Source organism: Tumidithrix elongata BACA0141 (genome assembly GCF_036349135.1).
GTDB lineage: Bacteria > Cyanobacteriota > Cyanobacteriia > Pseudanabaenales > Pseudanabaenaceae > Tumidithrix > Tumidithrix elongata.
In genome coordinates this window covers 25,087-49,611 of sequence record NZ_JAZBJZ010000026.1, presented here as the reverse complement: position 1 = coordinate 49,611, position 24,525 = coordinate 25,087, and the positions used below count along the sequence as shown (strand labels likewise).

The 24,525-nt window shown below is 44.2% G+C and carries 23 protein-coding genes and 1 pseudogene; 13 read left to right on the top strand and 11 right to left on the bottom strand.

Annotated features, from left to right (window positions below; all coding sequences use genetic code 11):
• Both V2H45_RS08770 and V2H45_RS08765 read left to right on the top strand, forming a co-directional pair.
• Positions 1 to 391 (top strand): annotated as a pseudogene (locus tag V2H45_RS08770) (hypothetical protein); the annotation flags it as partial.
• A 15-nt stretch (positions 392 to 406) separates the two neighbouring features.
• On the top strand, positions 407 to 1,210 hold the full coding sequence (locus tag V2H45_RS08765) for a DUF362 domain-containing protein (protein ID WP_330483256.1): 804 nt from the start codon (positions 407 to 409) through the stop codon (positions 1,208 to 1,210).
• Positions 1,211 to 1,230: 20 nt separating this feature from the next.
• On the opposite strand, the gene V2H45_RS08760 is transcribed toward V2H45_RS08765, so the two are convergent.
• From V2H45_RS08760 to V2H45_RS08750, 3 genes are all read right to left on the bottom strand, one after another.
• Positions 1,231 to 1,839 (bottom strand): TFIIB-type zinc ribbon-containing protein, encoded by a 609-nt coding sequence (locus tag V2H45_RS08760; RefSeq protein ID WP_330483255.1) that lies wholly within the window; start codon positions 1,837 to 1,839, stop codon positions 1,231 to 1,233.
• A 324-nt stretch (positions 1,840 to 2,163) separates the two neighbouring features.
• Complete coding sequence (locus V2H45_RS08755; protein WP_330483254.1) at positions 2,164 to 2,778, bottom strand: L-threonylcarbamoyladenylate synthase; 615 nt, start codon at positions 2,776 to 2,778, stop codon at positions 2,164 to 2,166.
• 9 nt (positions 2,779 to 2,787) lie between these two features.
• Positions 2,788 to 3,381, bottom strand: a complete 594-nt coding sequence (locus V2H45_RS08750; RefSeq protein WP_330483253.1) for a DUF2854 domain-containing protein — start codon at positions 3,379 to 3,381, stop codon at positions 2,788 to 2,790.
• 346 nt (positions 3,382 to 3,727) lie between these two features.
• On the opposite strand from V2H45_RS08750, the gene rpoD reads away from it, so the two are divergent.
• From rpoD to V2H45_RS08710, 8 genes are all read left to right on the top strand, one after another.
• Entirely contained in the window at positions 3,728 to 4,900 is a 1,173-nt protein-coding gene (gene rpoD, locus V2H45_RS08745; protein ID WP_330483252.1) for an RNA polymerase sigma factor RpoD, read from the top strand.
• A gap of 25 nt (positions 4,901 to 4,925) precedes the next feature.
• Positions 4,926 to 5,393 carry a DUF29 domain-containing protein gene (locus tag V2H45_RS08740; RefSeq protein WP_330483251.1) on the top strand — a complete coding sequence of 156 codons (468 nt, stop codon included), beginning with the start codon at positions 4,926 to 4,928 and terminating at the stop codon, positions 5,391 to 5,393.
• Between the two features lie 238 nt (positions 5,394 to 5,631).
• Positions 5,632 to 5,772, top strand: a complete 141-nt coding sequence (gene rpmH / locus V2H45_RS08735) for a 50S ribosomal protein L34 (protein WP_330483250.1) — start codon at positions 5,632 to 5,634, stop codon at positions 5,770 to 5,772.
• 200 nt (positions 5,773 to 5,972) lie between these two features.
• Entirely contained in the window at positions 5,973 to 6,338 is a 366-nt protein-coding gene (rnpA, locus tag V2H45_RS08730) for a ribonuclease P protein component (protein WP_330483249.1), read from the top strand.
• Positions 6,328 to 6,726, top strand: coding sequence for a PH domain-containing protein (locus V2H45_RS08725; protein ID WP_330483248.1), 399 nt, complete (start codon positions 6,328 to 6,330; stop codon positions 6,724 to 6,726). The genes rnpA and V2H45_RS08725 overlap by 11 nt, the downstream gene beginning before the upstream one ends.
• 94 nt (positions 6,727 to 6,820) lie before the next feature.
• Positions 6,821 to 8,128, top strand: a complete 1,308-nt coding sequence (gene yidC, locus V2H45_RS08720; protein ID WP_330483247.1) for a membrane protein insertase YidC — start codon at positions 6,821 to 6,823, stop codon at positions 8,126 to 8,128.
• A 71-nt stretch (positions 8,129 to 8,199) separates the two neighbouring features.
• On the top strand, positions 8,200 to 8,700 hold the full coding sequence (locus V2H45_RS08715) for a Jag family protein (protein ID WP_330483246.1): 501 nt from the start codon (positions 8,200 to 8,202) through the stop codon (positions 8,698 to 8,700).
• Between the two features lie 13 nt (positions 8,701 to 8,713).
• Positions 8,714 to 9,208, top strand: a complete 495-nt coding sequence (locus V2H45_RS08710; protein ID WP_330483245.1) for a YceD family protein — start codon at positions 8,714 to 8,716, stop codon at positions 9,206 to 9,208.
• Here V2H45_RS08710 and V2H45_RS08705 read toward each other — a convergent pair.
• Positions 9,201 to 10,226: an AEC family transporter gene (locus V2H45_RS08705; RefSeq protein WP_330483244.1), complete on the bottom strand. Its 1,026-nt coding sequence runs from the start codon at positions 10,224 to 10,226 to the stop codon at positions 9,201 to 9,203. The two genes, V2H45_RS08710 and V2H45_RS08705, sit on opposite strands and share 8 nt — an antisense overlap.
• A 55-nt stretch (positions 10,227 to 10,281) precedes the next feature.
• The gene (locus V2H45_RS08700; RefSeq protein ID WP_330483243.1) at positions 10,282 to 11,571 is read right to left on the bottom strand and encodes a nickel pincer cofactor-dependent isomerase, group 22; all 1,290 of its coding nucleotides are present in this window, start codon (positions 11,569 to 11,571) and stop codon (positions 10,282 to 10,284) included.
• Between the two features lie 603 nt (positions 11,572 to 12,174).
• On the opposite strand from V2H45_RS08700, the gene V2H45_RS08695 reads away from it, so the two are divergent.
• Positions 12,175 to 13,545, top strand: coding sequence for a sugar ABC transporter substrate-binding protein (locus V2H45_RS08695; protein ID WP_330483242.1), 1,371 nt, complete (start codon positions 12,175 to 12,177; stop codon positions 13,543 to 13,545).
• 52 nt (positions 13,546 to 13,597) lie between these two features.
• Positions 13,598 to 16,663, top strand: coding sequence for a response regulator (locus V2H45_RS08690; RefSeq protein ID WP_330483241.1), 3,066 nt, complete (start codon positions 13,598 to 13,600; stop codon positions 16,661 to 16,663).
• 194 nt (positions 16,664 to 16,857) lie between these two features.
• Here V2H45_RS08690 and V2H45_RS08685 read toward each other — a convergent pair whose 3' ends face one another.
• On the bottom strand, positions 16,858 to 17,736 hold the full coding sequence (locus V2H45_RS08685; RefSeq protein ID WP_408648757.1) for a phytoene synthase: 879 nt from the start codon (positions 17,734 to 17,736) through the stop codon (positions 16,858 to 16,860).
• A gap of 10 nt (positions 17,737 to 17,746) precedes the next feature.
• On the bottom strand, positions 17,747 to 19,228 hold the full coding sequence (gene pds / locus V2H45_RS08680; RefSeq protein ID WP_330483239.1) for a 15-cis-phytoene desaturase: 1,482 nt from the start codon (positions 19,226 to 19,228) through the stop codon (positions 17,747 to 17,749).
• A 214-nt stretch (positions 19,229 to 19,442) separates the two neighbouring features.
• Between pds and menA the strand changes: the two genes are divergently transcribed.
• Positions 19,443 to 20,363 (top strand): 2-carboxy-1,4-naphthoquinone phytyltransferase, encoded by a 921-nt coding sequence (gene menA / locus V2H45_RS08675; RefSeq protein ID WP_330483238.1) that lies wholly within the window; start codon positions 19,443 to 19,445, stop codon positions 20,361 to 20,363.
• Position 20,364: 1 nt separating this feature from the next.
• Here the strand turns inward: menA and V2H45_RS08670 are convergent, their stop codons facing one another.
• Genes V2H45_RS08670 through V2H45_RS08655 form a run of 4 tightly spaced genes read right to left on the bottom strand, consistent with a single transcriptional unit; the run spans position 20,365 to position 24,435 of the window.
• The gene (locus V2H45_RS08670) at positions 20,365 to 21,753 is read right to left on the bottom strand and encodes a class I SAM-dependent methyltransferase (protein ID WP_330483237.1); all 1,389 of its coding nucleotides are present in this window, start codon (positions 21,751 to 21,753) and stop codon (positions 20,365 to 20,367) included.
• On the bottom strand, positions 21,753 to 22,385 hold the full coding sequence (locus V2H45_RS08665) for a pilus assembly FimT family protein (protein ID WP_330483236.1): 633 nt from the start codon (positions 22,383 to 22,385) through the stop codon (positions 21,753 to 21,755). Before V2H45_RS08665 ends, V2H45_RS08670 begins: the two co-directional genes overlap by 1 nt.
• A 16-nt stretch (positions 22,386 to 22,401) precedes the next feature.
• Positions 22,402 to 23,598 carry a hormogonium polysaccharide secretion pseudopilin HpsC gene (gene hpsC, locus V2H45_RS08660; protein WP_330483235.1) on the bottom strand — a complete coding sequence of 399 codons (1,197 nt, stop codon included), beginning with the start codon at positions 23,596 to 23,598 and terminating at the stop codon, positions 22,402 to 22,404.
• Positions 23,599 to 23,652: 54 nt separating this feature from the next.
• Positions 23,653 to 24,435 (bottom strand): prepilin-type N-terminal cleavage/methylation domain-containing protein, encoded by a 783-nt coding sequence (locus tag V2H45_RS08655; RefSeq protein WP_330483234.1) that lies wholly within the window; start codon positions 24,433 to 24,435, stop codon positions 23,653 to 23,655.
• Between the last annotated feature and the right edge of the window lie 90 nt (positions 24,436 to 24,525).

Genomic DNA, 24,525 nt, shown 5'->3' with positions numbered 1-24,525 from the left:
CATCTCGCCTTCTAACTGTTTTGTTATTATCTATTATTTCCAAACAAGTCTAATGTTCTCAAACTGCCATGTTGTAGCCGACTTAAAAACAGCAATGGAACGAGCGGGGTTCACATTGGTTAAGTCTGAGGATATTTCGGCACATATTGCGCCAACCATCGATATTTGCGTGCATAACTTCCAGATTTTTGGTCTATCAACGATTCACTATCTAGCAAATCTAGTCCAGATCGCCGTTCCTCCAATATACGCATTGCTCAATCGTTTATTTGGCGATCGCTTCAAGAAACTCGTTGCTGAGGGTGAAGCCGCTTCATCGTTATTCAAGCAACATCTTTGCTACGAAATTCAACTTTGGCAATTAGCCGATCCCGCCTCGATACAAGTCTAATTCTGGGATAAGGGAATGCTAGGTCAGGGAAATTCTGAAGTTCAAATCGCAGACACCAATGCGTTTATCTATCAACCGCCAGCCCATGCGATCGCGGCAAAACGGATTTTGGTGAAACCCAATCTCGGCTATCCTGTCAAGCCACCCGTAACCGTAAGCATGCAGGTCTTGGATGCAGTTCTAAAAGGATTAAGGCTAGCCAGCCCCAAGGCTGAGATTCTGATCGTAGAGGGTGTATGTTCGCCCGTCAGCCTCTCTGAGATTGCTCGACACCATGGTTTAGATGAACTCCTCGATGAGGGAATGCAGTTGCTCGATGCTGACACCTTACCCCTCGCTGAATATGTGAATCGATCGCCCCAGCCCGTTCGATTTAAAAGCATGTTTGCCCCTGCTCTATTGCAAGAGGTTGACTGCCGCATTACGGTTGGTGCGCTCAAACGCACGCATCTCAAGGGCGAACCGCTGGTTTCCGCTTCTTTAAAAAATCTTTATGGGCTATTTCCCCGATCGCATTACAAAGCCAGAAGTGCACATTCGCGGGGACAATTGCATCGTCCTTCGGTTCCGCTAATTTTGCAGGATGTTTACTTTAGCATCGGCTATTTATTTGACGGTGCTGTTGTAGATGGCGATCTCAAATATTTCAGTCCTGATTGGAAACCTGACAAAGGCAGGGCGATCGCTTTTGGCAAAGTGTTTTGGGGTGAAGATCCAATTTCTGTAGACCGAGAAGCCTGTGCGGTTGGTGAGGAACCCATGCCTAGCTATTTGGATGCGATCTCACGATTGCGAAATTTGGCAGGAGGGACGCAGTAGACGAAATTTAGTGGAATCGCTCAGGCATTGCCCTTGGCGTCTTTATCCGAGTTCTTGTCGAAGCGGCGGATTACATAAGCGATCGCAAAGCTGCCATTCTCATGCTTTTCTAGGGCATCTGCCAGATCGAAAGTTCGTTGTGCTAATTCTGTCCCTAACTTTTCAATCACTGCCTGTCGTTCCTGTTCGAGTTGCACCTTCTCACGCATTTGTGCTTGCCATTGGCTCGAAAAAAGCTGAGGAATTTTTGTTGTTAAATCTAACTTTTCTAAAACTTCCCATTCGCCCTTGTCACACCAAATTCCACTGCAAACGGGACAACGCTCCAGATAAAAAGGTTGCTTGAGACTTATTTTCGTCCTTGCCAAGTAACTCCCACATTCTGGGCATAAACCCGCTTTTGCATCCGTTGCGGCAGGGGCAAAATTCAGCGATTCATCGAGAAACGCTGGTTCTGTCATGGGCGAATCCGCAGATTCTTGTCGAGCGATCAATTGTTGTGCCTGCCATTGTTCGTACTCGACGCATGGGATCCAATTGCCTTCACAGGTCGAACAATGACAAACAGATAGACCCTGACTGAGCTGACTTGCCACAAGTTGAACCTGTTTATCTTTAGGGCATCGCATCAAAGTTCTCCGTTTTCCCAAAAGTTTGACAAATTGACATGCTCCAAAACTGCGGATTCAAAATCAAGAATCTTTGCATGACATCATACAGGCGAAATTCAAAAATGAACTTTCTGAAGCTTCAAAAAATTAATTTCTGAGTACTCTATGCCTTAGCAAAAGATTTTGTCAAAACCTATCGAGCGATTTTTCAACTTCTAGCCCAGCTATAGCGGTCAGCATTCAGCTATTAGTTATTAGCTTTTCTAGAAGCCTTGCTACGCAAGGTAATTATCACAATAGACGTCCTAACGGTTGCCATAAATGATTTCAACCAAAATTAATTCAATTAGTTTCAGAAAGCTTTACCGAACCCTGTCGTCTGATTTGCCAACCTGTGTCAGTCCACTCTGCCACCGTGGAGGGGGATCCGCTTCCTGTTGCGATTTCAAGATTTTCTTCCTTACCTAGCCCATGCTCAAAGCGATCGCCTAAAACCAGTACTTCAGGAAAATAGTTAGAAATCTCTAACATCTTTCGCATCGGTGGTTGTCCGCTTTGATTAGCGCTCGTCGTTAATAAGGCTCCTGTTTGTTGTAACAGAGCCAGAGCGATCGGGTGCTCGGGGATGCGCACCCCAATTGTATCAAAGCCAGGATTTAGTTGACGACCTAGAAAATTTGCAGGCAAAACCAAGGTTAAAGCCCCTGGTAAGTATTGTTTCGCCACTTTACGCCAAAGCGGTAAGGCAGCATGTTCGGTATCGACAAACCTCAATAGCTCGTCCAGTCTCGCTGCCATTAAAATCAGTGGCTTGTCTTTGGGACGTTGCTTGAGCGCAAAAATCTCGTCGGTTCTGCTAGCGATCGCAGCTAAAGCCGGCACAGTGTCAGTCGGAAAACTTACAAGTTTCCCAGATCTTGCACCTGCAACCAATGCTGCCAAAGAAACCAGTGCCATAATCCCAATTTAAACTTTTGCTTCGATCTCTTTAGCAGACTCTCCAGTAAGTGCGGTCAGATATAAATCGACCACACGATCTTCAGGCTGTAGGACATGAGCGACAACCCCTGGACCAAAAAATCGCGTAAATTTTTCCTGTTTTTGTTGCCAAGTATCCCAGCCAATTAGCGGCGAGTTAAATCGTAAAACCAAACTATAAGCACCCTGAGTTGCCTCAGAAGCAGAAATTTCTTCATACAGACCTGATAAAACTGGACGCTCCTCATCGGTAGGACTCAAGCCCAATTTGTCTAACACCTGATCTAAATGCGCCTCAATGCCATAGCGATAGCGCGTTACATCCTTGCGCACTTGATTTTGGGTTGAGGTTGCCTGTGTTTCTCTCAGTTTCACAACAGCGGCAGAGGCAGGAGATAAAACCTTCACTGGCTTCACCTCAGATGACTTTAGCGCCGCTCCCCCTAACAAAATCGGGATGCCATAAAAGAAACCAACCAAGTTTAAGGTTGAGTTACCTTGAGCGTAGGCAAAAAATCCGACCAAACTCAGCGAAGCTCCAACCAAGAGGAGCACTGAGGCTAACGACACTTTACGCAACATAATTCAATCAGCTTAACAATACTTAATCAATCTATCTGGTTTCGGTGTCATTCGAGTAAAAAGTTGTAAGACAGCATGTCATAGAGCCTCACTTTTGTGTTAGAAAGGCTACAATCAATCTTGTTACATTTGTGGATGTGCCAGAATAGGGAAGCGTTGCCTGCATTGCTGTCCAAAAGCACTGAATGAAACGCTGACTTTGAAGTTAGAATTAAGCCCTATGGCTTTGGTTCTCAGACACACCTTCCTGTAGCATATACAGCTAGGTATCGTGGCTGCATCTTCCCACATACATAGATTACAAAGCATTGCAGTTTAGACAAGTACGGAATCTGAGGAATCTGGCATGAGCAAAGCCATCAACTTACTCCCTGAGGTCATGTTGCCTACCGATCAAATTGAGGACAGTGAAGAAGAAGACATTGATCTAGAGGATGATGACAGAAGTGACGATCTAGACTCAGCAGACCCTTTAGATATTGCTTCCGATGACGAAGATGGTGGTAAGTTAGCCAAAACAAAGGGCGCTAAAAAGACACGCGCCAGTCAGACCAAGAAAAAGCATTTTACCGAAGATTCAATTCGGCTATATCTTCAAGAAATTGGTCGCATTCGCCTACTCAGAGCGGATGAAGAAATTGAGCTTGCCCGTAAAATTGCCGATTTGCTAGAGCTTGAGCAAAAACGCGAAGAGATTGCCAACCAGCACGACTGTCCCCCTGATGATGTCAAAGAATCAGAATGGGCAGAGCGCATGGAAATGTCCCTAGGAGCATTTCGTCAACGTTTGCACTCTGGCAGACGAGCTAAAGACAAGATGGTGCAGTCAAACCTGCGTCTGGTTGTCTCGATCGCCAAGAAATACATGAATCGCGGTCTGTCATTTCAAGATCTGATTCAAGAAGGTAGCCTTGGTCTGATCCGTGCTGCCGAAAAGTTTGACCATGAGAAGGGCTATAAATTCTCAACCTATGCAACTTGGTGGATTCGGCAGGCAATTACCCGTGCGATCGCCGATCAGTCTCGCACGATCCGCTTACCCGTTCACCTATACGAAACCATTTCGCGGATCAAAAAAACCACAAAACTACTTTCTCAAGAAATGGGGCGCAAGCCTACCGAAGAGGAAATCGCCACGCGCATGGAAATGACCATTGAGAAATTGCGCTTTATCGCCAAATCGGCTCAATTGCCAATTTCTTTAGAAACTCCCATTGGTAAAGAAGAAGACTCGCGTTTAGGTGATTTTATTGAGTCAGACGGAGAAACCCCAGACGACCAAGTTGCCAAGAGTTTGCTGCGAGAAGATCTTGAAAGTGTTTTAGGCACGCTTAGCCCCAGAGAACGCGATGTACTGCGTTTGCGCTATGGGCTAGACGACGGGCGCATGAAAACCCTTGAAGAAATCGGACAGATCTTTAACGTTACACGCGAACGCATTCGCCAAATTGAGGCAAAGGCACTGCGCAAGTTGCGCCACCCCAATCGCAATAGCGTCTTAAAAGAGTACATTCGCTAATTTCTCAAGCTAATTTCTCAAACCCATGACACAAGTAATTGCGTCTGAACCCTCTAAAATCTCACTTTATGAGCGCGATCTTAATCTCTGGTTAGAGCAGGCGATCGCGCAATTAAAGTCTGGCGATTTTCACAATCTTGATATTGTCAATCTAATTGAGGAGTTAGAAGGTTTGGCAGGCAGGGATAGACGAGAGCTAAAAAGCAGATTGAGAACATTGCTAGAGCATTTACTCAAGCGGACGTATGTCAATCTGCCCGAATGCTTCAATGGTTGGGAAATCACGATTAGAGAACAGCGATCGCAACTAGAAGACATATTCGAACAGTCTCCAAGCCTAAAGGCAATCTGGGAAGAGGCTTTTAGTAGTGCGTGGCGATCGGCGCTAAAAAATACTTGCCAAGAGTATCGTAATTTTACATTTCCCGACGCATGGCAATTTAGCCACGATATTGACTCACTATTAACTATTGATTTTTGGGAAGAAATTTAACGCACAAGAGAGTTGTAATTAATTTGTAGTGCAGGGCTCTTGTCTGCATAGGCTGAAAGCCTGTGCTACGCCCACAAACAATATAGGATCGCTATAGTTTTAAACCTGTTACTTGGTGAGTCTCTCCAAATTTGGAATTGTTCTGCTTTCTCAATAAAATTGTACTTAGCCTAAACACAGGTGTTATACTTAGAAGCCTGTGAAAAAGACACGATTTGAAACCAAATAATTAACTGCTATGACCAAACGCACTCTAGGCGGTACTTCCCGTAAAAAAAGACGCACCTCTGGGTTTCGTGCCAGAATGAAGAGCCCCACAGGTCAAAACGTGATTAAAGCTCGTCGCCGTAAGGGTCGTGTACGTCTCACCACGGTTTAAAAGACCCTTTTAGAAGCTCTGTTTCAAAGGCTTGTTTAAGCAACGGTCTGAAAAATAGCTTCAAAAATGCCTAAAACACTCTGAGAATACTGAGTTGTTATCTCATTCCACATCTACTGCTCGATCCTGCATCCTGTCAGTCATGTGCCGACTCACCTCATATTGCTTACTTCGTTTCACACCTATCTTTTGCCAATACCGTGCTGCCTGCTCAAAATCGTCTGAGGCGAAGGCAAGACTTTGCTGAAGTTTATGCTAAAGGCGATCGCTACAGTGGTCAGCACCTGCGCTTACGCGTTTACGACTTGAATAAAACAAGTGAAAAGTCTGGCACTGACATACAGATTGGCATTGTGATCAGTAAAAAGGTTAGCAAACTGGCGGTAACCCGTAACCGAATTAAGCGCCAGCTACGTGCAATTTTTCGTCAACTTCTGTCACAATTAAGGCAAGGTTTGCAGATAGTTGTAACGGTTTCCACCCTACAGGGGAGTCCAACTTTTAAGCAACTTTGGGATGATTTAATAACATTATTAGTCAAGGCTAAAGTTTTGCATGGCAATTAACGAAGAAGTTTATTACGAAGGTGCCCCGCATATTGGAGACCTGATCATTGGGTTGCTGCTCAGTGTATTTGTAATTACTATTCCCATTACGATTGGCGCTGTAGTCAGAGCAATTTGGCTAAGGTATAGAATTACAAATCGTCGAATCACCGTGACTGGAGGTTGGTTTGGGCGCAATCGCACAGATATTGTTTATGCTGAGATTACGAAAATCGTCACGGTTCCTCGTGGATTAGGTTCTTGGGGTGATATGGTACTTACCTTAAAGGATGGTTCGCGGTTAGAGCTAAGGTCCGTCCCAAAGTTTCGTGAAGTCTATGACTATATAGAGTCAAAGCTCAGCCTTAAGGCGAGAGAAGTCACTGGAGGCGTCGGGGGTGCAACTTAGTTCCCAAACTGTATACAAGAATGTATACAGGCATTGTCCCAGGGCATAAAGCATAGAAAGTTAAAAGTTAAAAGTTAAAAGAAAAGGTTAAAGCATGGATTTTGGTGTAGGTTTCCTGTCAAACAGTGTCATGTTGCCGTTCCTAGACTTTTTCTATGGCATTGTGCCTAGTTATGGGTTGGCAATTGTTGCACTCACATTGGTTGTTCGACTTGCACTCTTTCCTGTGAGCGCAAATCAACTAAGAAGTATGCGCCGCATGAAGATCGCTAACCCGATCATGCAACAACGGATTAAGGAAGTCCAAGAGCGCTATAAGAGCGATCCTGCAAAACAACAGGAAGAAATGGGCAAGGTAAACTCGGCAAACTTTAAGGAGTTTGGTAATCCACTCTCTGGTTGCCTTCCTGCGATTCTTCAGCTACCTATCCTGTTTGCCCTATTTGCCACTCTAAGGGGATCGCCTTTTGCAGACATTAACTACACGCTCAATTTTCAGATTTCACCACCCGAACAAATTGTTGAGTCGCAACCTTTTGTTTCACCCACTCAAAATGTTTACTTTGCAGATAAAGTTCATTACCCCGTACAAGCAATTGCGCCATCTGGTACAAATCTTGCCGTAGGTGCAAAGGAAGCGATCAAACTTCAAACCATCCAAAAGGAAAGTTTTGATATACTCAATGCAAAATTTCCAGACACCGATCTAACCCCCAAATGGCAGATCACCAAAGGTCAAGGTCTGGCTGAGGTGTCGCCTGATGGTGTGATTACTGCCCTACAACCAGGAGACGTTACCGTTCAAGCTACCGTACCCGGTCTAGCATCTAGCAAGGGTTTCTTATTTATCCAAGCTTTAGGTAAGGTTGGCGCTACAAATCCTGATGGCAGCATCAACTGGGACATCATGGTCATGATCCTTGGTTTTGGCTTGAGCCTCTATATCAATCAAGCCATCTCTGGCGGCAATTCCTCTGGACAAAAGGCTAACTCTGATAGCCAGCAACAGCAAGAAACCATGAATAAAATTACACCAGTCATTTTTTCTGGCATGTTTTTATTCTTTCCTTTGCCTTCAGGGGTTTTGCTATATATGCTGATTGCTAACGTCTTTCAGACTGTGCAAGCCTTTATCGTGTCAAAAGAGCCTCTCCCAGAAAATCTACAAAAGTTAGTGGATACTTCGGCATCTTCCGCTCAACCGACTAAAAGAGCTGAGCCTAGTAAAGCTATTGCTCCAAGCAAAGCCGAACCTAGCAAAATGCCTTTTAAAGCCAAAGATAATAAAGCCGAACCTAAGGTAGATGCAAAGAAGGTAGATCCTAAAGCTGAGAATAAAGCTGAAGGAAAATCGCCATTGCCCTTTGAGCCAGGTTCTTCTAAGAAAAAGAAGAAAGACTAAAGAAGAAAGACTGAAGAAATAATGGTCTTTATGGTTCCGAGCGGAGTTAAGAAGTAGACAAGAGTCAATCTATGAGCCAAGCTGAAGTAGGTGTAAAGTGGCTGACCCATTTGCTAGAGCTAATGGGTTATCTTTGCACCGTGCGTGCAGAGTTGAAAGCCAATAGCGATCCTGAAGTGAATACGCCTAACTATTGGTTGGAAATTGACCATAGTTCGCTCCGCCCTCATCAAATCCAAGCCCTGATTGGCATGGATGGCAGCACGCTTGATGCCATGCAATATCTCACCAATACGACGTTAAACATGCATTTACCGTCGGAGGAAGACCATTGCTTTTATACAATCGAACTTAATGGTTATCGAGCAAAGCGACAAGTTGAGTTGCAACAGTTGGCCGAACAAGCTGCCGATCGCGTCAGAGAAACCCAACAAGAATATGCGATCAAAAATCTTTCATCGGCAGAACGCAGACAAGTGCATATGTTCTTGAAAGGATTTTCAGATATAGAAACCTTGAGTCAAGGCAAGGAACCCCATCGGCATCTAATTGTGCGACTCGTTCAAAATTAGAGAACTCAAACCTATGGATAAAATTTATATTCCTCAGTTGGCAAAGGCAGTAGATGCAACCGAGGCGATCGAATTTAAAGAATTTATTGACGGGCTAGAAACCCTTACCCCTGCTCAAGGAGTTTTAACCGTTAAACACCTAGGCTCTTGTCTAGAAGTTAAGGCAACGGGATGGGCAATTATGACATTGACCTGCGATCGCACCCTAGTGCAGTTTAATCATCGCCTCACAATCGATGCTTCCGAACTAATTTGGTTGGCCGCTCCACTTCCTGTGGAAAAACATACGAAAGAAAAGGAAATACCGATTGATGACTTGGTTGAAAGCCTACCCCCTAACGGTTACTTTGACCCTGCAACATGGCTCTACGAACAATTTTGTTTAGCAATCCCTTTCCCTAAAATTGCGCCTGATGCTCCAGAAGTAAATCAATCTTCAGAAACCACTCCAACCATTGATAAGCGTTGGTCAGCCCTCTCAGCCCTTCAAATCAATCATCTTAACTAAATAGCCAGATCCAGACAGGTAGGGTAAATAGCAGCCCCACAGAACCAAAAGCTAGTGATGTCACAGCCAAATCTTTGTCTAGGTTATAGGCTTGCGCAATTACTAAGGTGGCAAATGCAGGAGGCATAGCCATCTGTAGCACCATTGCTAGCCTTGGTGCGCCCGTAACCCCAAAAAACATTAACCCTGTACCAACGACTAGGGGCACTAACAGCATCTTAATAATTAAACAAGTTACAGCTTGTCCCCACTTACGAATAGAGGGTAATTGGCTCAACTGCAAGCCAATCATCACTAGGGATAATGGCACAATCGGGATCGATATGGTTTTAATCACCTGCTCGACAATTTCAGGTAATTTAACATTACTAATCGATAAACCAAGAACTAAACTCCAAAGTGCGGGATTGCGAAGAAGGCGATCGAAAATGTTTACCCACCATTTTTTCTGATCTTGGGCATTAGCACTCGTACCATAGTAGGCAGCGAGGGCAACGCCCAAACCATAGGCACCTAGTGTCGAACCTAAAAGATCGTAGAAAACAGCGTAAGCAAAGTATTCCTTGCCTACGACAGATAAAATTACTGGGTAGCCCATATAGCCTGTATTGCCAACCATCATCGCTAAGAGAAAGCTACCCTGCGTGCTATTACTCCATGAGCTAGCTCGAACAGCAGTCCCATCTTCAACCGCAAGCTCACCACCTGAGCGATCGACAAACTTGATACCACTGGAAAAGGACTTCAGCCTTTCATCTGTAACACCCAAATCAATCCAGATCCAGGCAAATGCAGCACCAACTAAAATAGCAATCCACGCAGTGACTGGAGCAACCAACACCCCCCCAGACAAATCACGTCCCCGCAAAGAGGCAACAATTAGCAGGGGTACACCAAACCAAAATAGAAATTTACCGATATATAGTGAGGTCTTTTTGGGCAAAAGGTAGCGACCTAGAGCAAAGCCTAAAAGTACCCAACCAATCAGAGTGCCGTAAAGCTGAATGAGGTTATCCATTGCTAAAATTGCTAAATATTAAGTGATTGGTTTAAGAGACGAGCATTGCAAGTATTTAAACAGTTTGATAGGCTGCTTCTCCAGACAACACAAAATCTGGAAGGTTTCCATCTGGCAAAAACTCAAGAAAACGAGGTTCACTCAATAATGTAATATCTGGCCTAGTTCTCGCTCTATCTCGATAAGAAATGGAAGCTTCTACCTCAGAGATCTGCAAGGTGTTTTTGATCCAAAGTATTTTGGCATTTCTGGGCTCAATTAAGCCAAAGGATTTAAATGCAGCGTCTAACACCTCTTTATCCGTCTTAAAGAACATGGGTATTTTAGCCCCCCGTAGGTTCTGTGCTGTGAGTGCATTGGTATAGAAAGAGTTAAAGTCAATTTTATCGACAAGTCGTTTTGTTGTGAAATCTGCAAGCCCCAGCCCCATGGCATTGCCACCCGTGCCCTTACTCAAGTCTCTCACAAAAATCTTATTCACACGCGGTAACGAGTGCACTAGCTCAGGACAAAATATTTTTTTCAGCCCTGTAACGCTTGTATCCATCCCTGCACCACTGATGTCTTTACCGATTTCATCAATGATGAGTAAATCTACATCATCAAAGGGTAGTTTTGGACACCAAGCTCTGGACATGCGTAAAAGCTCTCGTTCCTCCTGTTCGATATTATCTCGACCGATCGCTTTAATTTCCGCAGTCTGCTGATAGCCATTTTCGATAATGCCGATCCCAAAGGCGATCGGCATCTCTTGCATGACGATTTTATATACACTTCTGACCACGCGATCGAAGGAGTAATGCACAAAGTTACGGTGATAGGTCTCGGCACCTATGCGTTTGCCTAAACCGATCGCCATCATCTTTAACATGCCACTTTCGATCTCACCCGCAAATCTTGTGTGGGGCTTAATGCGATTAACTAATACAATATGGTCTGCTTCAGAAGCGATACGACCAAAAAATACTGGCATACCAAAATCAGTCGTACCAATCTGAATCACATCCATGGACGATCGCACGGGTACACCCATTGTTTCTTCTGTAATCCCATAGCCTGCCAAGATCGCTGCTTGGCCTTCGTCAGTAGCTCCGCCATGGCTTCCCATAGCAGTGACGATAAAAGGCTTAGCATCTAATGCTAGCAATTCATCGATTACCGATTTAACAATCAACCCATGGTTATCAATGCCTCGACTGCCTACCGCTACAGCCACAGATTGATTAGGTCGAATTAATTCACTGGGGTTTAGACGGTCGATCTCTTTTCGTATGGTTTCGGGTATATCTGTTAGAATGCGATCCTCAAACCTTTGGCTCATACGAAACATTCTGGGATAATCCATGTTTGAAGTCCTTGAGATTTTTAATCTTAATTTACTTAAGGTTACGAACGATTATTCATATTCATGCCCCACAGCTTACACAGGAATTATCTGGGTGGGTATTGCTCTTAGCGACTAATTGAGTTCACGAAGAGCCAGCCTCATTAGTTTAAAGTGAGATGGCAAAAGCTAACCATGTAAATCCCATTGATTTGAGAACATTAGGTCTATTTATATTTAAGGTTAGCAGTTGGTATCTATGGTGTCATCATTACGAGACTAGGGTGGCACAAAGCTAAATTTGAAGGCATCAGTCAAATAGCGCAAGTGTTGCTTAGATGTCCAATAAACACTACATGTTAGAGATTGGATATTTAGATCCTGGATACTAGTCTGGCAATAGCTAACATAATTTCTGCCAAGATCGAGATAAGTTATAGTTCTTGATATAGTTAATAAAGCTTAGTAAATCTCACTTGTAAATTTTTAATTAACTTTTTGACAGAACATGAGCAAAAGCATAAATTTACTAGAGAGAATCTAGGTTGATAGATTGCCAGTGATGTCAGACAGACCATGGCTCCTTAACGAAAAATATTACGATGAGGTAAAAGATAATTAACCATGCGTCATCGCATACTTACAGTCCTGCTGTTATTCCTGATTACCTTTGGGTTGATCACTTGCACAAATCAAACGTCAACCAACCCACCAAATCCAAATCGAGATACCTCTTTCCGAATTTGGTGGAATGAGGGATATTTCCCTGAAGAAACCGCTACCATTCGAAAAATTGTTGCTGCATGGGAAAAGCAGTCAGGCAAACGAGCAAATCTGACAATTTACAGTGAAAAGGATCTAGCTCGTGAAGTTAAGAATGCGATCGAGCGCGACAATCCGCCCGATATTCTGTATAGCTATAGTGGTGATTTTAGTCTTATGCCCAGACTGGCATGGCAAAACAAGCTTGCCGATGTCTCAGATGTAATTCAGCCAGCCAAAGATCTGTATGAGCCAAGCGCTTTACAAGCCGTAAGTTACGAAAATAATACGACTAAGAAGCGTAGTTTTTACGCTATCCCTATTTCTCAAAACACAACGTATATTCACTACTGGAAGGATCTTTTAGAAGAAAGTGGCTCAAGTAGCGAAAAGATTCCCAAAGATTGGAATGCCTTTTGGAAATTTTGGGGTGATAGTCAGACAGCCCTTCGCCAAAAGGGCAAAAGTGAGCTCTATGCTATGGGAATGCCCATGTCTGTAACTGCCACAGACACCTTTTATCAATTTGAAGAATTTCTAGAAGCGTACAATGTGCAATTAATTGATAAAGACGGGAGATTGCAACTTGATGCACCAGAGACGCGCAAAGCGATCGTTGCGGCTTTAACTCAGTATTCTAATTTCTATAAAGATGGATTAGTACCTCCTAAAGCAATTGATTGGGCAGATCCCGATAACAATATTGAGTTTCTTAGCCGCAAAACGGTGATGACGCCTAATCCCTCGTTGTCAATCCCAGGCTCACAGCGCCAAGACAAAGAAACTTACTTTAACAAAATGGCAACTGTCGAGTGGCCAAATCGGGTTGATGGAAAACCTCTGACCTATCTCGTTGCCGTTAAACAAGCCTGTTTATTTGAAGCTTCAACCAATAAGGAAATTGCAAAAAACTTCTTGTCTTTTTTGATCAACCCCGATAATTTGTCAGAGTTTGTTAAGGGATCTCAGGGTAGATTTTTCCCTGTTATGACAAAACAGCTAAGCGATCCTTTTTGGAATGACGTAAAAGATCCACATATTTCGGTAGCTGTCAAACAGTTGAAAAATACAAGACCATTTTACCAAGTGGTTAATCCAGCCTACACTGAGGTACAATCACAGAATATATGGGGGAAAGCGATTAGAAGCATCGATGTTGATGGAAAAACTCCTGAACAAGCAGCCGACAAGGCGATCGCTGATATTAAACAGATATTTTCAGATTGGAAGTAACATTCTGCAATGTGAGCCTTCATATCTAGGCAATGTAGGTCAGAGGTAGTGCATGAAATTCTTGAACAAAAGCTTACTTGTTAAGCTAGTTGGCTCTTTCTTTCTAGTTTCGAGTATAACCGTTCTGATCGTAGCCATTACTACGAATGTTCGTGGCAGAACCGCATTAAAGCAATCGATCTTCGATCGCCTTGATGTGGCAAACTCGCTTAAAGAATATCAAGTCATTCAATGGTTTGATAATCGCCGTAATGACGTTGTCTTGATCAGCGAACTGTCTGAAGTCAGAAGTCAGGTTGAAATCCTACTTAAAAAAAAGCCTGAAGATCCTGAATATCAACAAGCATATAAAGGCTTAGATAATAGCCTTTCAAGCATTGTTCGTGTAAAAAATCAAATCGATCAGATTTCAGTTTTAAGCAACGCGGGCATCATCATCTACTCGACCGATAAAACAAAGGTTGGGAAATATCAACCTTTAGGGAATACAACGACACTTTTCATTGCTACAGATAAAGATTTGGTGAAGCCAAATTTTTACACCTCAACGCAATCAGGTAAGCCCATGATTACCTATGCTACCTCCATTGTCGATCGGGAAAAGAGTAAATTAGCCTATGTAGCTGTCGATCTCAATCTTCAAGATGTCGATGTGCTAATTCGCCAGAATAAAGGTATGGGTTCGAGCGGTGAAACCTATCTTGTGGGCAACTTAGAGTCAAGAAGTGCATTTATCTCAGGTGGTGGAGAAGTTTCGGACAAGACGCAATTCACGGATGGTGTGAAAAGTGAGGGTATCGATCTCGCTTTAAAGGGGAAAGACCATAGCGGTCTATTTAATAACTATAAGAATGTACCTGTCATTGGGATTTATAACTGGATCGAAGAACTCAACCTGGCAATGATTGCTGAAATGAGTCAGGAAGAAGCGTTTGCTCCTGCCGATCGCCTCGCTAAAGAAATTTTGTTGCTGGGGCTAAGTTCAGTTTTCTTGCTTCTCGTGGCAGTGTATCTATTGTCTCGTCGGATCACCCAACCAATTTTGGCGATCGCCGACACAGCCATGTTGGTATCTAAAGGTGACTTGAGCAATCAGGCGCCCGTGTTAACTGAGGACGAAATTGGGGCACTGGCAAAAGCTTTTAATCAAATGACTGGACAGTTGCGGCAATCTGGCGAACAGTTGGCAGACTATAGCCGTACGCTCGAACAAAAAGTCAATCAACGCACGGGTGAGTTAAAAGCCATTATTGACAACATGGTGGATGGCTTGGTTGTTGTCGATCTAGATGGGAAGATCTCCCAATTTAACCCTGCTCTTTGCAACATGATGGGTTTAACCAAAGCAGAAATTTTGGGTAAATCTTGCGAGGATATCTTGAAGTCTGAAGCAACGGTCATTGTTGAAAATACTAAAAACAATCCCAAACGTGTATTTACTGCCGAAATTCCTCTGCCTGACAAACGCTTGGGGAAAGCAGTTGCCACTTCCATTTTTCGCGAAGATCCCCCTAGCCCAGAACAGTCGGATCTAGAACCTACCATTGTTTATTTGGGCTCAATTATTATTATTCGTGACATCACTGCTGAAAAAGAAGTCGATCGCATGAAAACCGACTTTATCTCGACGGTTTCCCACGAACTACGTACCCCACTTACATCTGTGTTGGGATTTGCCAAACTCATTCAAAAGAAGCTTGACGATACAATATTTCCGCTCATTCAAACCGATGACAAAAAAACGCAACGGGCAGTTCGTCAGGTTGGAGAGAATATCGAAATTATTGTTTCTGAAGGGATGCGTTTAACCAAGTTGATCAACGAAGTTTTGGATATTGCCAAAATGGAAGCTGGCAAGATCGACTGGAAAATGGAACCCATGTTGATTTCAGAAGTTATCGATCGCGCTATAGCTGCAACTTCAGCCCTGTTTGAGCAAAAAGGGTTAGAACCCATCAAAGATATTCAAGCAGACTTACCTATGATGACAGGTGATAAAGACAGATTAATTCAAGTTGTAATTAATTTGATCTCTAATGCTGTCAAGTTTCAAGAACGAGGTTCTATCACTTGCAGGGTCAAACAGACTGATCGCTATATTACCGTAAGTGTGATTGACCAAGGCATGGGTATTTCTGAGGAAGATAGACCCAAAGTTTTTGAAAAGTTCAAGCAGGTCGGCGATACCCTCACGGATAAACCCAAAGGAACAGGTTTAGGCTTACCAATTTCCAAAGAGATCGTAGAACACCATGGAGGTACGATCTGGGTGGAAAGCGAACTAGGTAAAGGAAGTACCTTTTCTTTCACGCTACCAATTCAGCAAGAACAGAGTGGAAGCCTTCCAACAGCAACCATCGAACTTCAAGTTCCTCCTCTGCAAATTGACTCCTCTGCAGAGCTCAGCTCAGAGTTTCAGGTGAAAGCACTCAATGTTGACGCTTTAGTGATGCAGTTACAGCCAGCATCTTTAGACACCGGTATCATGTCTTTATCCGAACATCGTAAAACCATTCTTGTGGTTGATGATGATGCCAATATTCGTAAATTGCTAAGGCAAGAACTGGAGTCAAAAGGATATTTTGTTAGAGAAGCTTGCGATGGGGCAGATGCGATCGAGCAGGTCAAAAAATCTAAGCCCGATCTGATTACATTGGATGTGTTAATGCCAGAAATTGATGGTTATGCTTTAGCTTCCATGTTAAAGAAAGATCCTGTAACCATGGATATTCCCATCATTATCGTTTCCATTTTGGATGGGGCAGAAAGAGGCTACCATTTGGGTGTCGATCGCTATGTCAACAAACCGATTAACTCGGAGTTGCTATTAGCTGAGGTCGAGTCTTTACTCTCAGAGGGAACTTCACAAAAAAAGGTGTTAGTTGTCGATGACAATCTCAATACTGTGAGTACATTGTCTGAGCTTTTGCAATCTAAAGGCTATAAAGTCGCGAAAGCCTTTAGTGGCGAGGAGCTGTTAGCGAAAGCAGTTGAACTTCAACCAGATATGATTATTTCCAATTCTAAGTTTTCTAACCAACAGAAAGAACTCCATCTTCACAAAGGATTAGAGAATGTAATTTCGTTCATGATTGTTGACGAGAAAGTCGCAAATTGAGCAGAGAGGGTTATCCGTTCTCAATGTCAATTCTACGAATACGGATAACTTACAGACAATTAGTTTCAAAAGCACTACAGTCAGAATCCTAAAACCCAATGCGGGGATACACCCTGCGACCCAATCTTGTGATACGTTTGCTCGAAAACCACTGTAATACGGATAACATGTAACCGATAACTTTTTTAGCTTGACTATATCTGCGCTCTCAACCAAGCCCAAGGAATGGTTACAACCTTGTTAGAGGTAGAAACAAAGGCTCGGCGTTTAAATACTTCATAGTGATTTTTTTCGATCGCTGACAAAATATTGCGATATAACATCAACGAAGCCCATACTGGCCATCTTGCATCCCGACATAAGGCTGAGATTCCCTGTTCCGCTTGGGCATAAAATTCTCGGGCACGTTGAATCTGGAACCGCATCAGTTCGACCCAGCGCTCGTCAATCACACCATTGAGTAAGTCTTTTTCGGTGTAGTCAAAATAGGAAAGATCTTCTAGGGGTAGATAAATCCGTCCCCGTTGCGCATCTTCGCCGATATCTCGCAAAATATTCGTAAGCTGCATAGCAATGCCTAAAGCGATCGCCGCCTCGGTGGCAGTAGCAATGACGCTGGCATCTGCGGTTTCAAACCCCATCACCGCTGCCGACATTAACCCCACAGTGCCAGCAACACGATAACAATATAAATGTAAGTCATCAAAAGTATCGTAGCGATCGCAGCTCAAGTCCATCCGCATACCCGCGATCATGTCTTTAAATGGCTGGATTTGAATTGGGTAGTTTTTAATCGTATCGGCTAAGGCGACATCAGGAGCGTTTGAAGGGTCTCCTTGAAATGCCATTTCTAGCTGCGATTCCCAATCTACCAGCGTTTGATCTGTGGTTGTATCCGCTTGAATTCCATCTACAAGCTCATCGGTACGACGACACCAAGCATAAACTGCCCAAATCGCCCGTTGTTTTGCTTCCGACATTAACATCGTGCCAAGGTAGAAAGTCTTGGCATATTTTGCGGTAATACAACGGCAGATTTCGTAGGCTTCAGCCAGAGAGACTGGGTGACGCATTCCCATGGGATTAGACAGGGGCTTTAGCAGCGATGGACTGGTCTGATGAAGGCTGAGTTGCTTGCTTAGGGGTCTGTTTAGAGGTTTGATCAAAGTCTTGAACTGATGGTCCCGTAGTTAAGTTTGCAGATGATTGGTGAATACGCTGTGCTGTCAGCTTACCAGAAAGTACAGCCCCTTCCATACTGCCAAGATACTCTTGCTTGGTATAACTTCCAGACAAAAAGAAATTGGCTATTGGGGTGCTTTGGCTAGGTTTATATTGCTCGCGCCCAGGGATCGCTTTGTAAACGGAGCGAGGCGTTTTAACAACCTTTGCTTTCAAGACTTTAGCAGGCTGAGGAATTTGATCGGGAAAAAGCTTTGCCAGCTCTGCGATCGTTGCCTCAATGATTTCTTGCTCAGGTCTGTCGATCCAATCTGCTGCTGGTGCCAATACTAACTCTAGCATTGACTTGTTGCTGTCAGCATATTCGCGGCAGGTATTGCTCATATCGGCATAGACACTCAACAAAGGCGATCGCGAAAACAATAATTGATCGACATGGGTCAGCTTGCGATCAAACCAGATTTGAACGTTGATCACAGGTACGCCTTCTAGTTCCTGTAACTTGTAAAAGCTATCAATCTGCTTCCAAGGTTCGGGCATCAACAACTTGAAAGCATCTACGGACATGGCAGACACATAAGCATCAGCGGTGATGTCGTAGTCTGGCGTACCATTGAGACCTCGAATGGCAAAGTGGCTGACTGTACCATCTGGATTCAGCACAATTTGTTTAAGTGGGGCATTTACCCTTACTTCGCCACCATGGGCAATCACATAGTCGGCGATCGGCTGACATAGACGCTCAGGAGGTGCGCCATCGAGAAAGGCAATTTTTGAACCGTAACGTTCTTGCAGGAATTTGTTAAGCGCAGTGAGAATAACTGTCGCCGAGACCTCATCAGGATCGATAAAGGTAAGCGCTTTAGAAGCGGCAACAAAAATATCGCTACTAATTTTTTCGTCGATGCCATGTTGTTTTAGCCATTCTGAGAGGCTAAATTTGTCCATGTCCTGAACGTATTTATTGCCGCGCACGATCGCAGGAAACAGCCCAATGGCAAACCGAATCTTTTGCTGCCATGTCAACAGGTCGTTGTTCCGCAAAATCGACACAATGACGTTAAAGGGAGCAGGGATGTTGGGCACGTCAAAGCGAGACAGCGTACCAGGCTTTTCAGGTTGGTTAAAGATGAGCGTATGTTGCTTCCATTGCAACCGATCTTCAATATTTAGTTCTTTTAGTAATTGCAGCATATTTGGATAGGCACCAAAAAAGGCATGTAAGCCAGTTTCGACCCAATCCCCATCTTGGTCTTTCCAAGCAGCAACCAATCCCCCAAGCGTATCTCCACGCTCAAAAACGATGGGAGTATGCCCCCGATCGACTAAATACTTGGCGCAGGCTAGTCCTGCCAACCCGCCTCCAGCGATCGCAACTCGCATATGTTATCCAGTTAGTTTATATCTATTGTTATTATTCTACTTTGCAAAGCTTAACAATTTTCTAACGTTCTGGCTTAAGTATCAATTTATTTCAACAGAACGATAATTAAGTAAGGATTTCTTAACAGGTTATTACAATCTGCGGATTCCAGCCTGTGTATGCCTAGCAGCTTGATACAATGATTTAGCCCAGATCTGTTTCACTGAATCCCTTATGCTGCAAAGCGTTGAACCTTTATCCAATCAATCCATCTCCAGTCCTTCGCCACGTAAGCTTTGGTTAGCGGCAATTAAGCCCCCGATGTATAGCGTCTCCATCATCCCGATTACCACGGGTACGGCGGTTGCATTTGGTGAAACAGGAAAAATTAACTGGGTTGTCTTTATCACTTTTTTACTCTCCGCCATACTTCTTCTGGTTTGGGAAAACCTATGCAATGACGTTTTTGATTCAGAGACGGGCATTGATAAAAACAAGGCGCATTCCTTAGTTAACCTTACGGGCAAAAAAAATGTAATTTTCGCGATCGGCACGATTTGTTTGCTCTTAGGAATCGGCGGCGTTTTGGGGATTTCTTTATGGCAACAGGATGGATCGATCCTCATCCTAATTGCGCTCTGTTGCATCTTGGGTTATAGCTATCAAGGTCCCCCTTTCCGATTTGGCTATCAGGGGTGGGGTGAGGCAATCTGCTTTTTTTGTTTTGGACCTCTGGCAGTTTCGGCGGCTTACTATAGCCAAACCCAAACCTGGTCAGTTAGGGCTTTAGTTGCCTCGATTGTGGTCGGGGTTGCCACCAGTTTGATTTTATTTTGCTCCCACTTTCATCAGGTTGCCGATGATATTGCCGCTGGGAAGCGATCGCCGATTGTCCGATTGGGTACAGGAAATTCGGCAAAACTACTCCCTTGGGTATGCGCCAGTATTTACGTCACAACCTTAATTTGTATCGGTCTGGGAGCCTTTCCAATTTGGACAGCTTTGGTGATTACCAGCCTGCCTGCAACTTGGAAGCTCTGTACTTTGGTAAACGAGTATCACGACTATCCCGAACGAGTCCAAAATTGTAAATTTATTGCCGTGGGGCTACATTTTTGGAGTGGGATTTGCTTGGGGCTAGGCTTTATTCTGTAGTTCATCGCAATTCTAATAAAACGAATTTGTCTGATTCCAGATCGATTAGGGTTTGTTGAACCTCCGTGAAAGCTTCTAGTTCCGAGATCGCTTCAGGTAACAAATCACCTACCTCTAAATTGGCACAGATTGCCGATCGCATTCTTAGGTTAATTTTCGGCTTGATTTTGCCCCATGCTGCCACCAAATCCCCCATGGTCTTGGCACCATCCCATAAAAGCTTTAAGCAAATCGCTGTGTTTATAGAATGTTGAGGTTTGGAGCTACCTTGCTCGATGATGTCAAAGGGCTGAAGATAGGCGAGCGATCGCTCTATTTTTTCGCTGAGAACCTGATTTTTTAAGACAGGATGGAGATGGGCTGTAGCACGACCCCAATCTTCTCGCTGCCACTGGTCGGGGGAAGCGTTGGTAGTTGTGGATGGTTGCACTAACCCACACCAAAAATCTAGCAAGCGATGGATGGGGTTTAGTAACTCGTAAAAGTGTAATTTCTGCTCGGTCGTTGCATTTGCAAGGAATTGTGCCAAATATTCTGGGATTTTTTGCGCCTCAGTGGGGTGAACCGTTTGGTTCTCAACGAAGAGCGTTGCTAGATCCCAACCTTTCCAATTCACCATGCTAACGAACTGCAAATCTGACTGTTGGAGCAAGCTAAACATCTCAGGAATCGTAAAGCCTTTGTCTGATTGCAAAAAGTAATTTGCCTGCATAAACTCATCATCATGATTGGGAGCAGGCAGCCAAGTCCCAGACTTTAATAGCACCGTATCTTGCAGAGAAGCCATCACGCTTTTCATGATCGAATACTCACGATCTGTGGGCGTTCGATCCATTAAACCCAGCAGTTTTGATAGTTTTTGAGCCCGAAAAAACTCAATGCGCTGATAAAAACTATGAAGATTTGCCTTGAGCATTCCATCTGGCTGCAAAACCGATCGCATTGCCTTTAATCCTTCAACCTGATCGGGCAGGAGGTAAAGGGTTTCGTCACAGTTAATGTAGTCAAACTTCTGATTGAGTTGGGGTAACTCCTCGAACCCCATCACATGAAACTCGGCATGGTCAAAGCCATGATATTGCAGGCGTTGCCTTGCCATCTCAATCGAGGCTTGGGAAATATCAATTCCCACAATTTTTGCCCCTGGGTTAGCCTCAGCCAAAACCAACGAAGTCACACCACTGCCACAGCCAACATCTAAGATCTGTTTACCCTCTGAGTAGACGATACAGCGATCGCGCAGGTAATTTGCCGTCGTCAGCGAAGCAGGAAACAATAAGTGTGTAAGCGCTTTGACTGAAGTAGCGATCGCGACACGCGGATAGGGACTGTAGTCAAACTGCTGACGGACGCGGCAGTATGCATCCTGCAAGGAATCGTCGATGAACACTAGGGTACAACTAGCTTGTTACAGTTCGTATCGGAATCAGTTCTAACTGCACCAATCAGAGTACTCACAATCACACAGGCTCTTGCTCCAGACTGATCTCCATAGGATAAGGTGACTCTGCCCAACTCATTAGCCTGACCTTTAGCATCAAACCGAAGGTAATAGTAAGTCGTTGGACTCGTTACTTTTTGAGCAGTGGTGAAATTGACATCCGTATTGATGACTACATTAGAGACCACCGATTCCCAAGGCAAGCCGTTGATATCAGCCGCAGTTGCTGTATAACCCGAAGGAAAAGCCTTATGGACAGCAATCTGAGCTGTTTTACCATCTATTGGAGAATCTCGAAAACTAGTCTGCCAAAGCATTTTATCTCGCTTGGCATTGGCTTGGGCAGTTTTGATCGCCCGATAAACTTGGTTTTGCGATTCGCCTAGTCTTTGGCGATTTAGCGTACCTAGCCACGAGGGACCTGCGATCGCAGCAAGCACAGCCACAATTGACATAACCACAAGTAGTTCGATCAAAGTAAACCCAAATACAGCCCTGCTAAGCGACCAGTTAGGATATTTACGTTTTAACGAACGCCCAAATCTAAACTTCCAAAATCTGAATGAGAAAAACTTCTTCATAAAATCTCCATTACGTTTAGCCCGGAATTAGCACACCACGCGCATACACTTGTATATTTGCCGTAGGTAAAAAAGGCGTATTGTTTGCGTTGGGAAACTTGATCGCACGATTGTCATTGAGTCTGACTAAAGCATTCCCACGAATATAGATGCGAGCTACGGAGTTAGTAGAGTTGACACAGGCATAAAAGCTAGTCAGGCTAGCCGCTGGACTTGTTGTATTAAATGTGCCAGGTACGCGTTGCGACCCAGTAATATTCGAGCCGGTACCATTATCACCATTACAACCCGTTGCCGTGGCAGGGCTACTATTGTTTGCATTCACAATCGTATTGTCTTGAATAATCACAGGGGGGGTGTAAGGCGTAGCATTATAAGCCGTGTCATCAATAAAATCTACGAGTGTAAATCCGCTACCAGCACTCCAAGCGCCCCCAGCCGACCAAGCATTCATCTGATCGGAAACCGTACCACTACCGCTTAAACTAAAGAGTTTAAACGCAGTGTCAGGAGTAACGTAATAGTCAATAGCGCTTACAGTTGTAACAGCAGGACAACTAGCTACAACGGTCTCTACGCATGGCAATCTGCCGCCAGTACCCGTACTAATTCCATCTTTAAGCTCAAACCTGACAATTCGGGCAGAATTTGACCAAGGTCTAGCAAGAGCAGCATTGTTAGGACTTTTAACAATGTAATAAGCCACCAAAGAGTAGCGAAAGATATCGCTTGCAGTACAGTTAGCCGTTGGTGTTGATACGGCATGAGGTAAGCATGCCACTAGGCGTTGACCATTTGGCGTAGTAACTGTGTCTGTGCTCTTGTAAACATAGCGTTTCCAAAACACGAGCACAGGTTCGCCACTATCTGCGGTTGGAGTGTTAGCAAACGCTGGCAAGGAATCTCTAATTCCAGGAACTGCGGCAGAAGCCGAGTTAAGCCCATTGGCGTCATAGATATAAACTGCCTCGCGCATATCATCGGCGATGTAATCAAGGGCAGCTTGTATTTCTTCTTGGCTTGCGGCTTTGGCAGCTTCTTGGCGATCGGTGTCAGCAACGCTAAACACAAAGGTCATCAATGTGCCCACAATCAAAACCCCCATGACCATTGCGATCAAGAGTTCCAAAAGGGTAAACCCTCGAACCTGACCTCTTAGCCTGTAGCGTCTGTTAAGGAAACGACGGAAGAAGTTATTTAGCTGTTTTTGCATAGACTTAACCATAGATTTCAATAACGGATTTACGAGCTAGAAAGGTCTAAACCATCAATTGCCAAATCGATTTACATAGTCGGTATAACTCGTACTTGTAGACCCCCCAACACTATTTGCTGTAACGTCTGATTGCATAACCACAAGCGGACGCGATTGAGAGCCTAGTGTACCCGAAAGACCCGACTGAATATAACTCGCACCAGTTGATGCATTGACCGGCGCCAGCAGGGTTACAACCGTCGAACCCGACCCTAGCGCCCCTGTCGAACTGTTAAAGGCATCGGCTCGATACACTCTTACCCCAATTCGATAGCCTTGCACTCTAATCGCTGCTGCACCAGTGCTCGTATTATCGCAAGTCGCCGCCGAAGGCGGTGTTATACAAGCACTGCGGAAGGGCTGAATCACAAAATGTTGGGGGTTAGAAGTGCTAAATGGTTTTCCATCTGTGGAAATCAAAGTACCTGGATCCGTCGGTAAAGCGGTCAAAACGCCGACATTGAGATTAGGGTAGGTAGCAGGGTTATTAAATTGAGCGTTATTAAACTGACTGGGTACGGGAATTGCACCTGCTCTCACACCTTCGATATAAGCACGGGCAGCTTGGGTGGCTTGATCGATACGTCTCGCTTGAACCCGCGCATTCGCTGTAAACGCTAAAAATGGAGCCATTGCCGCCAATAAAATGCTGACAACCACAACTGCCACAAGAGACTCAACGATCGAAAAACCTGCTTGATTAGAAATCTTTTGGGCTTGCCTACTTGAGACTTTTTTGGCTAGGCAAACTAAAGCAGGTTGATTGCATTTGCTCAGATTATAAGTAGTCTTCATAGCGGGACACCAGATTAAGAGTAGTTGGTCAAAACAAAGATTGGTAGTTTTTCCACAGTTATAGCAATTTTTTAGATATTCTGCATATGT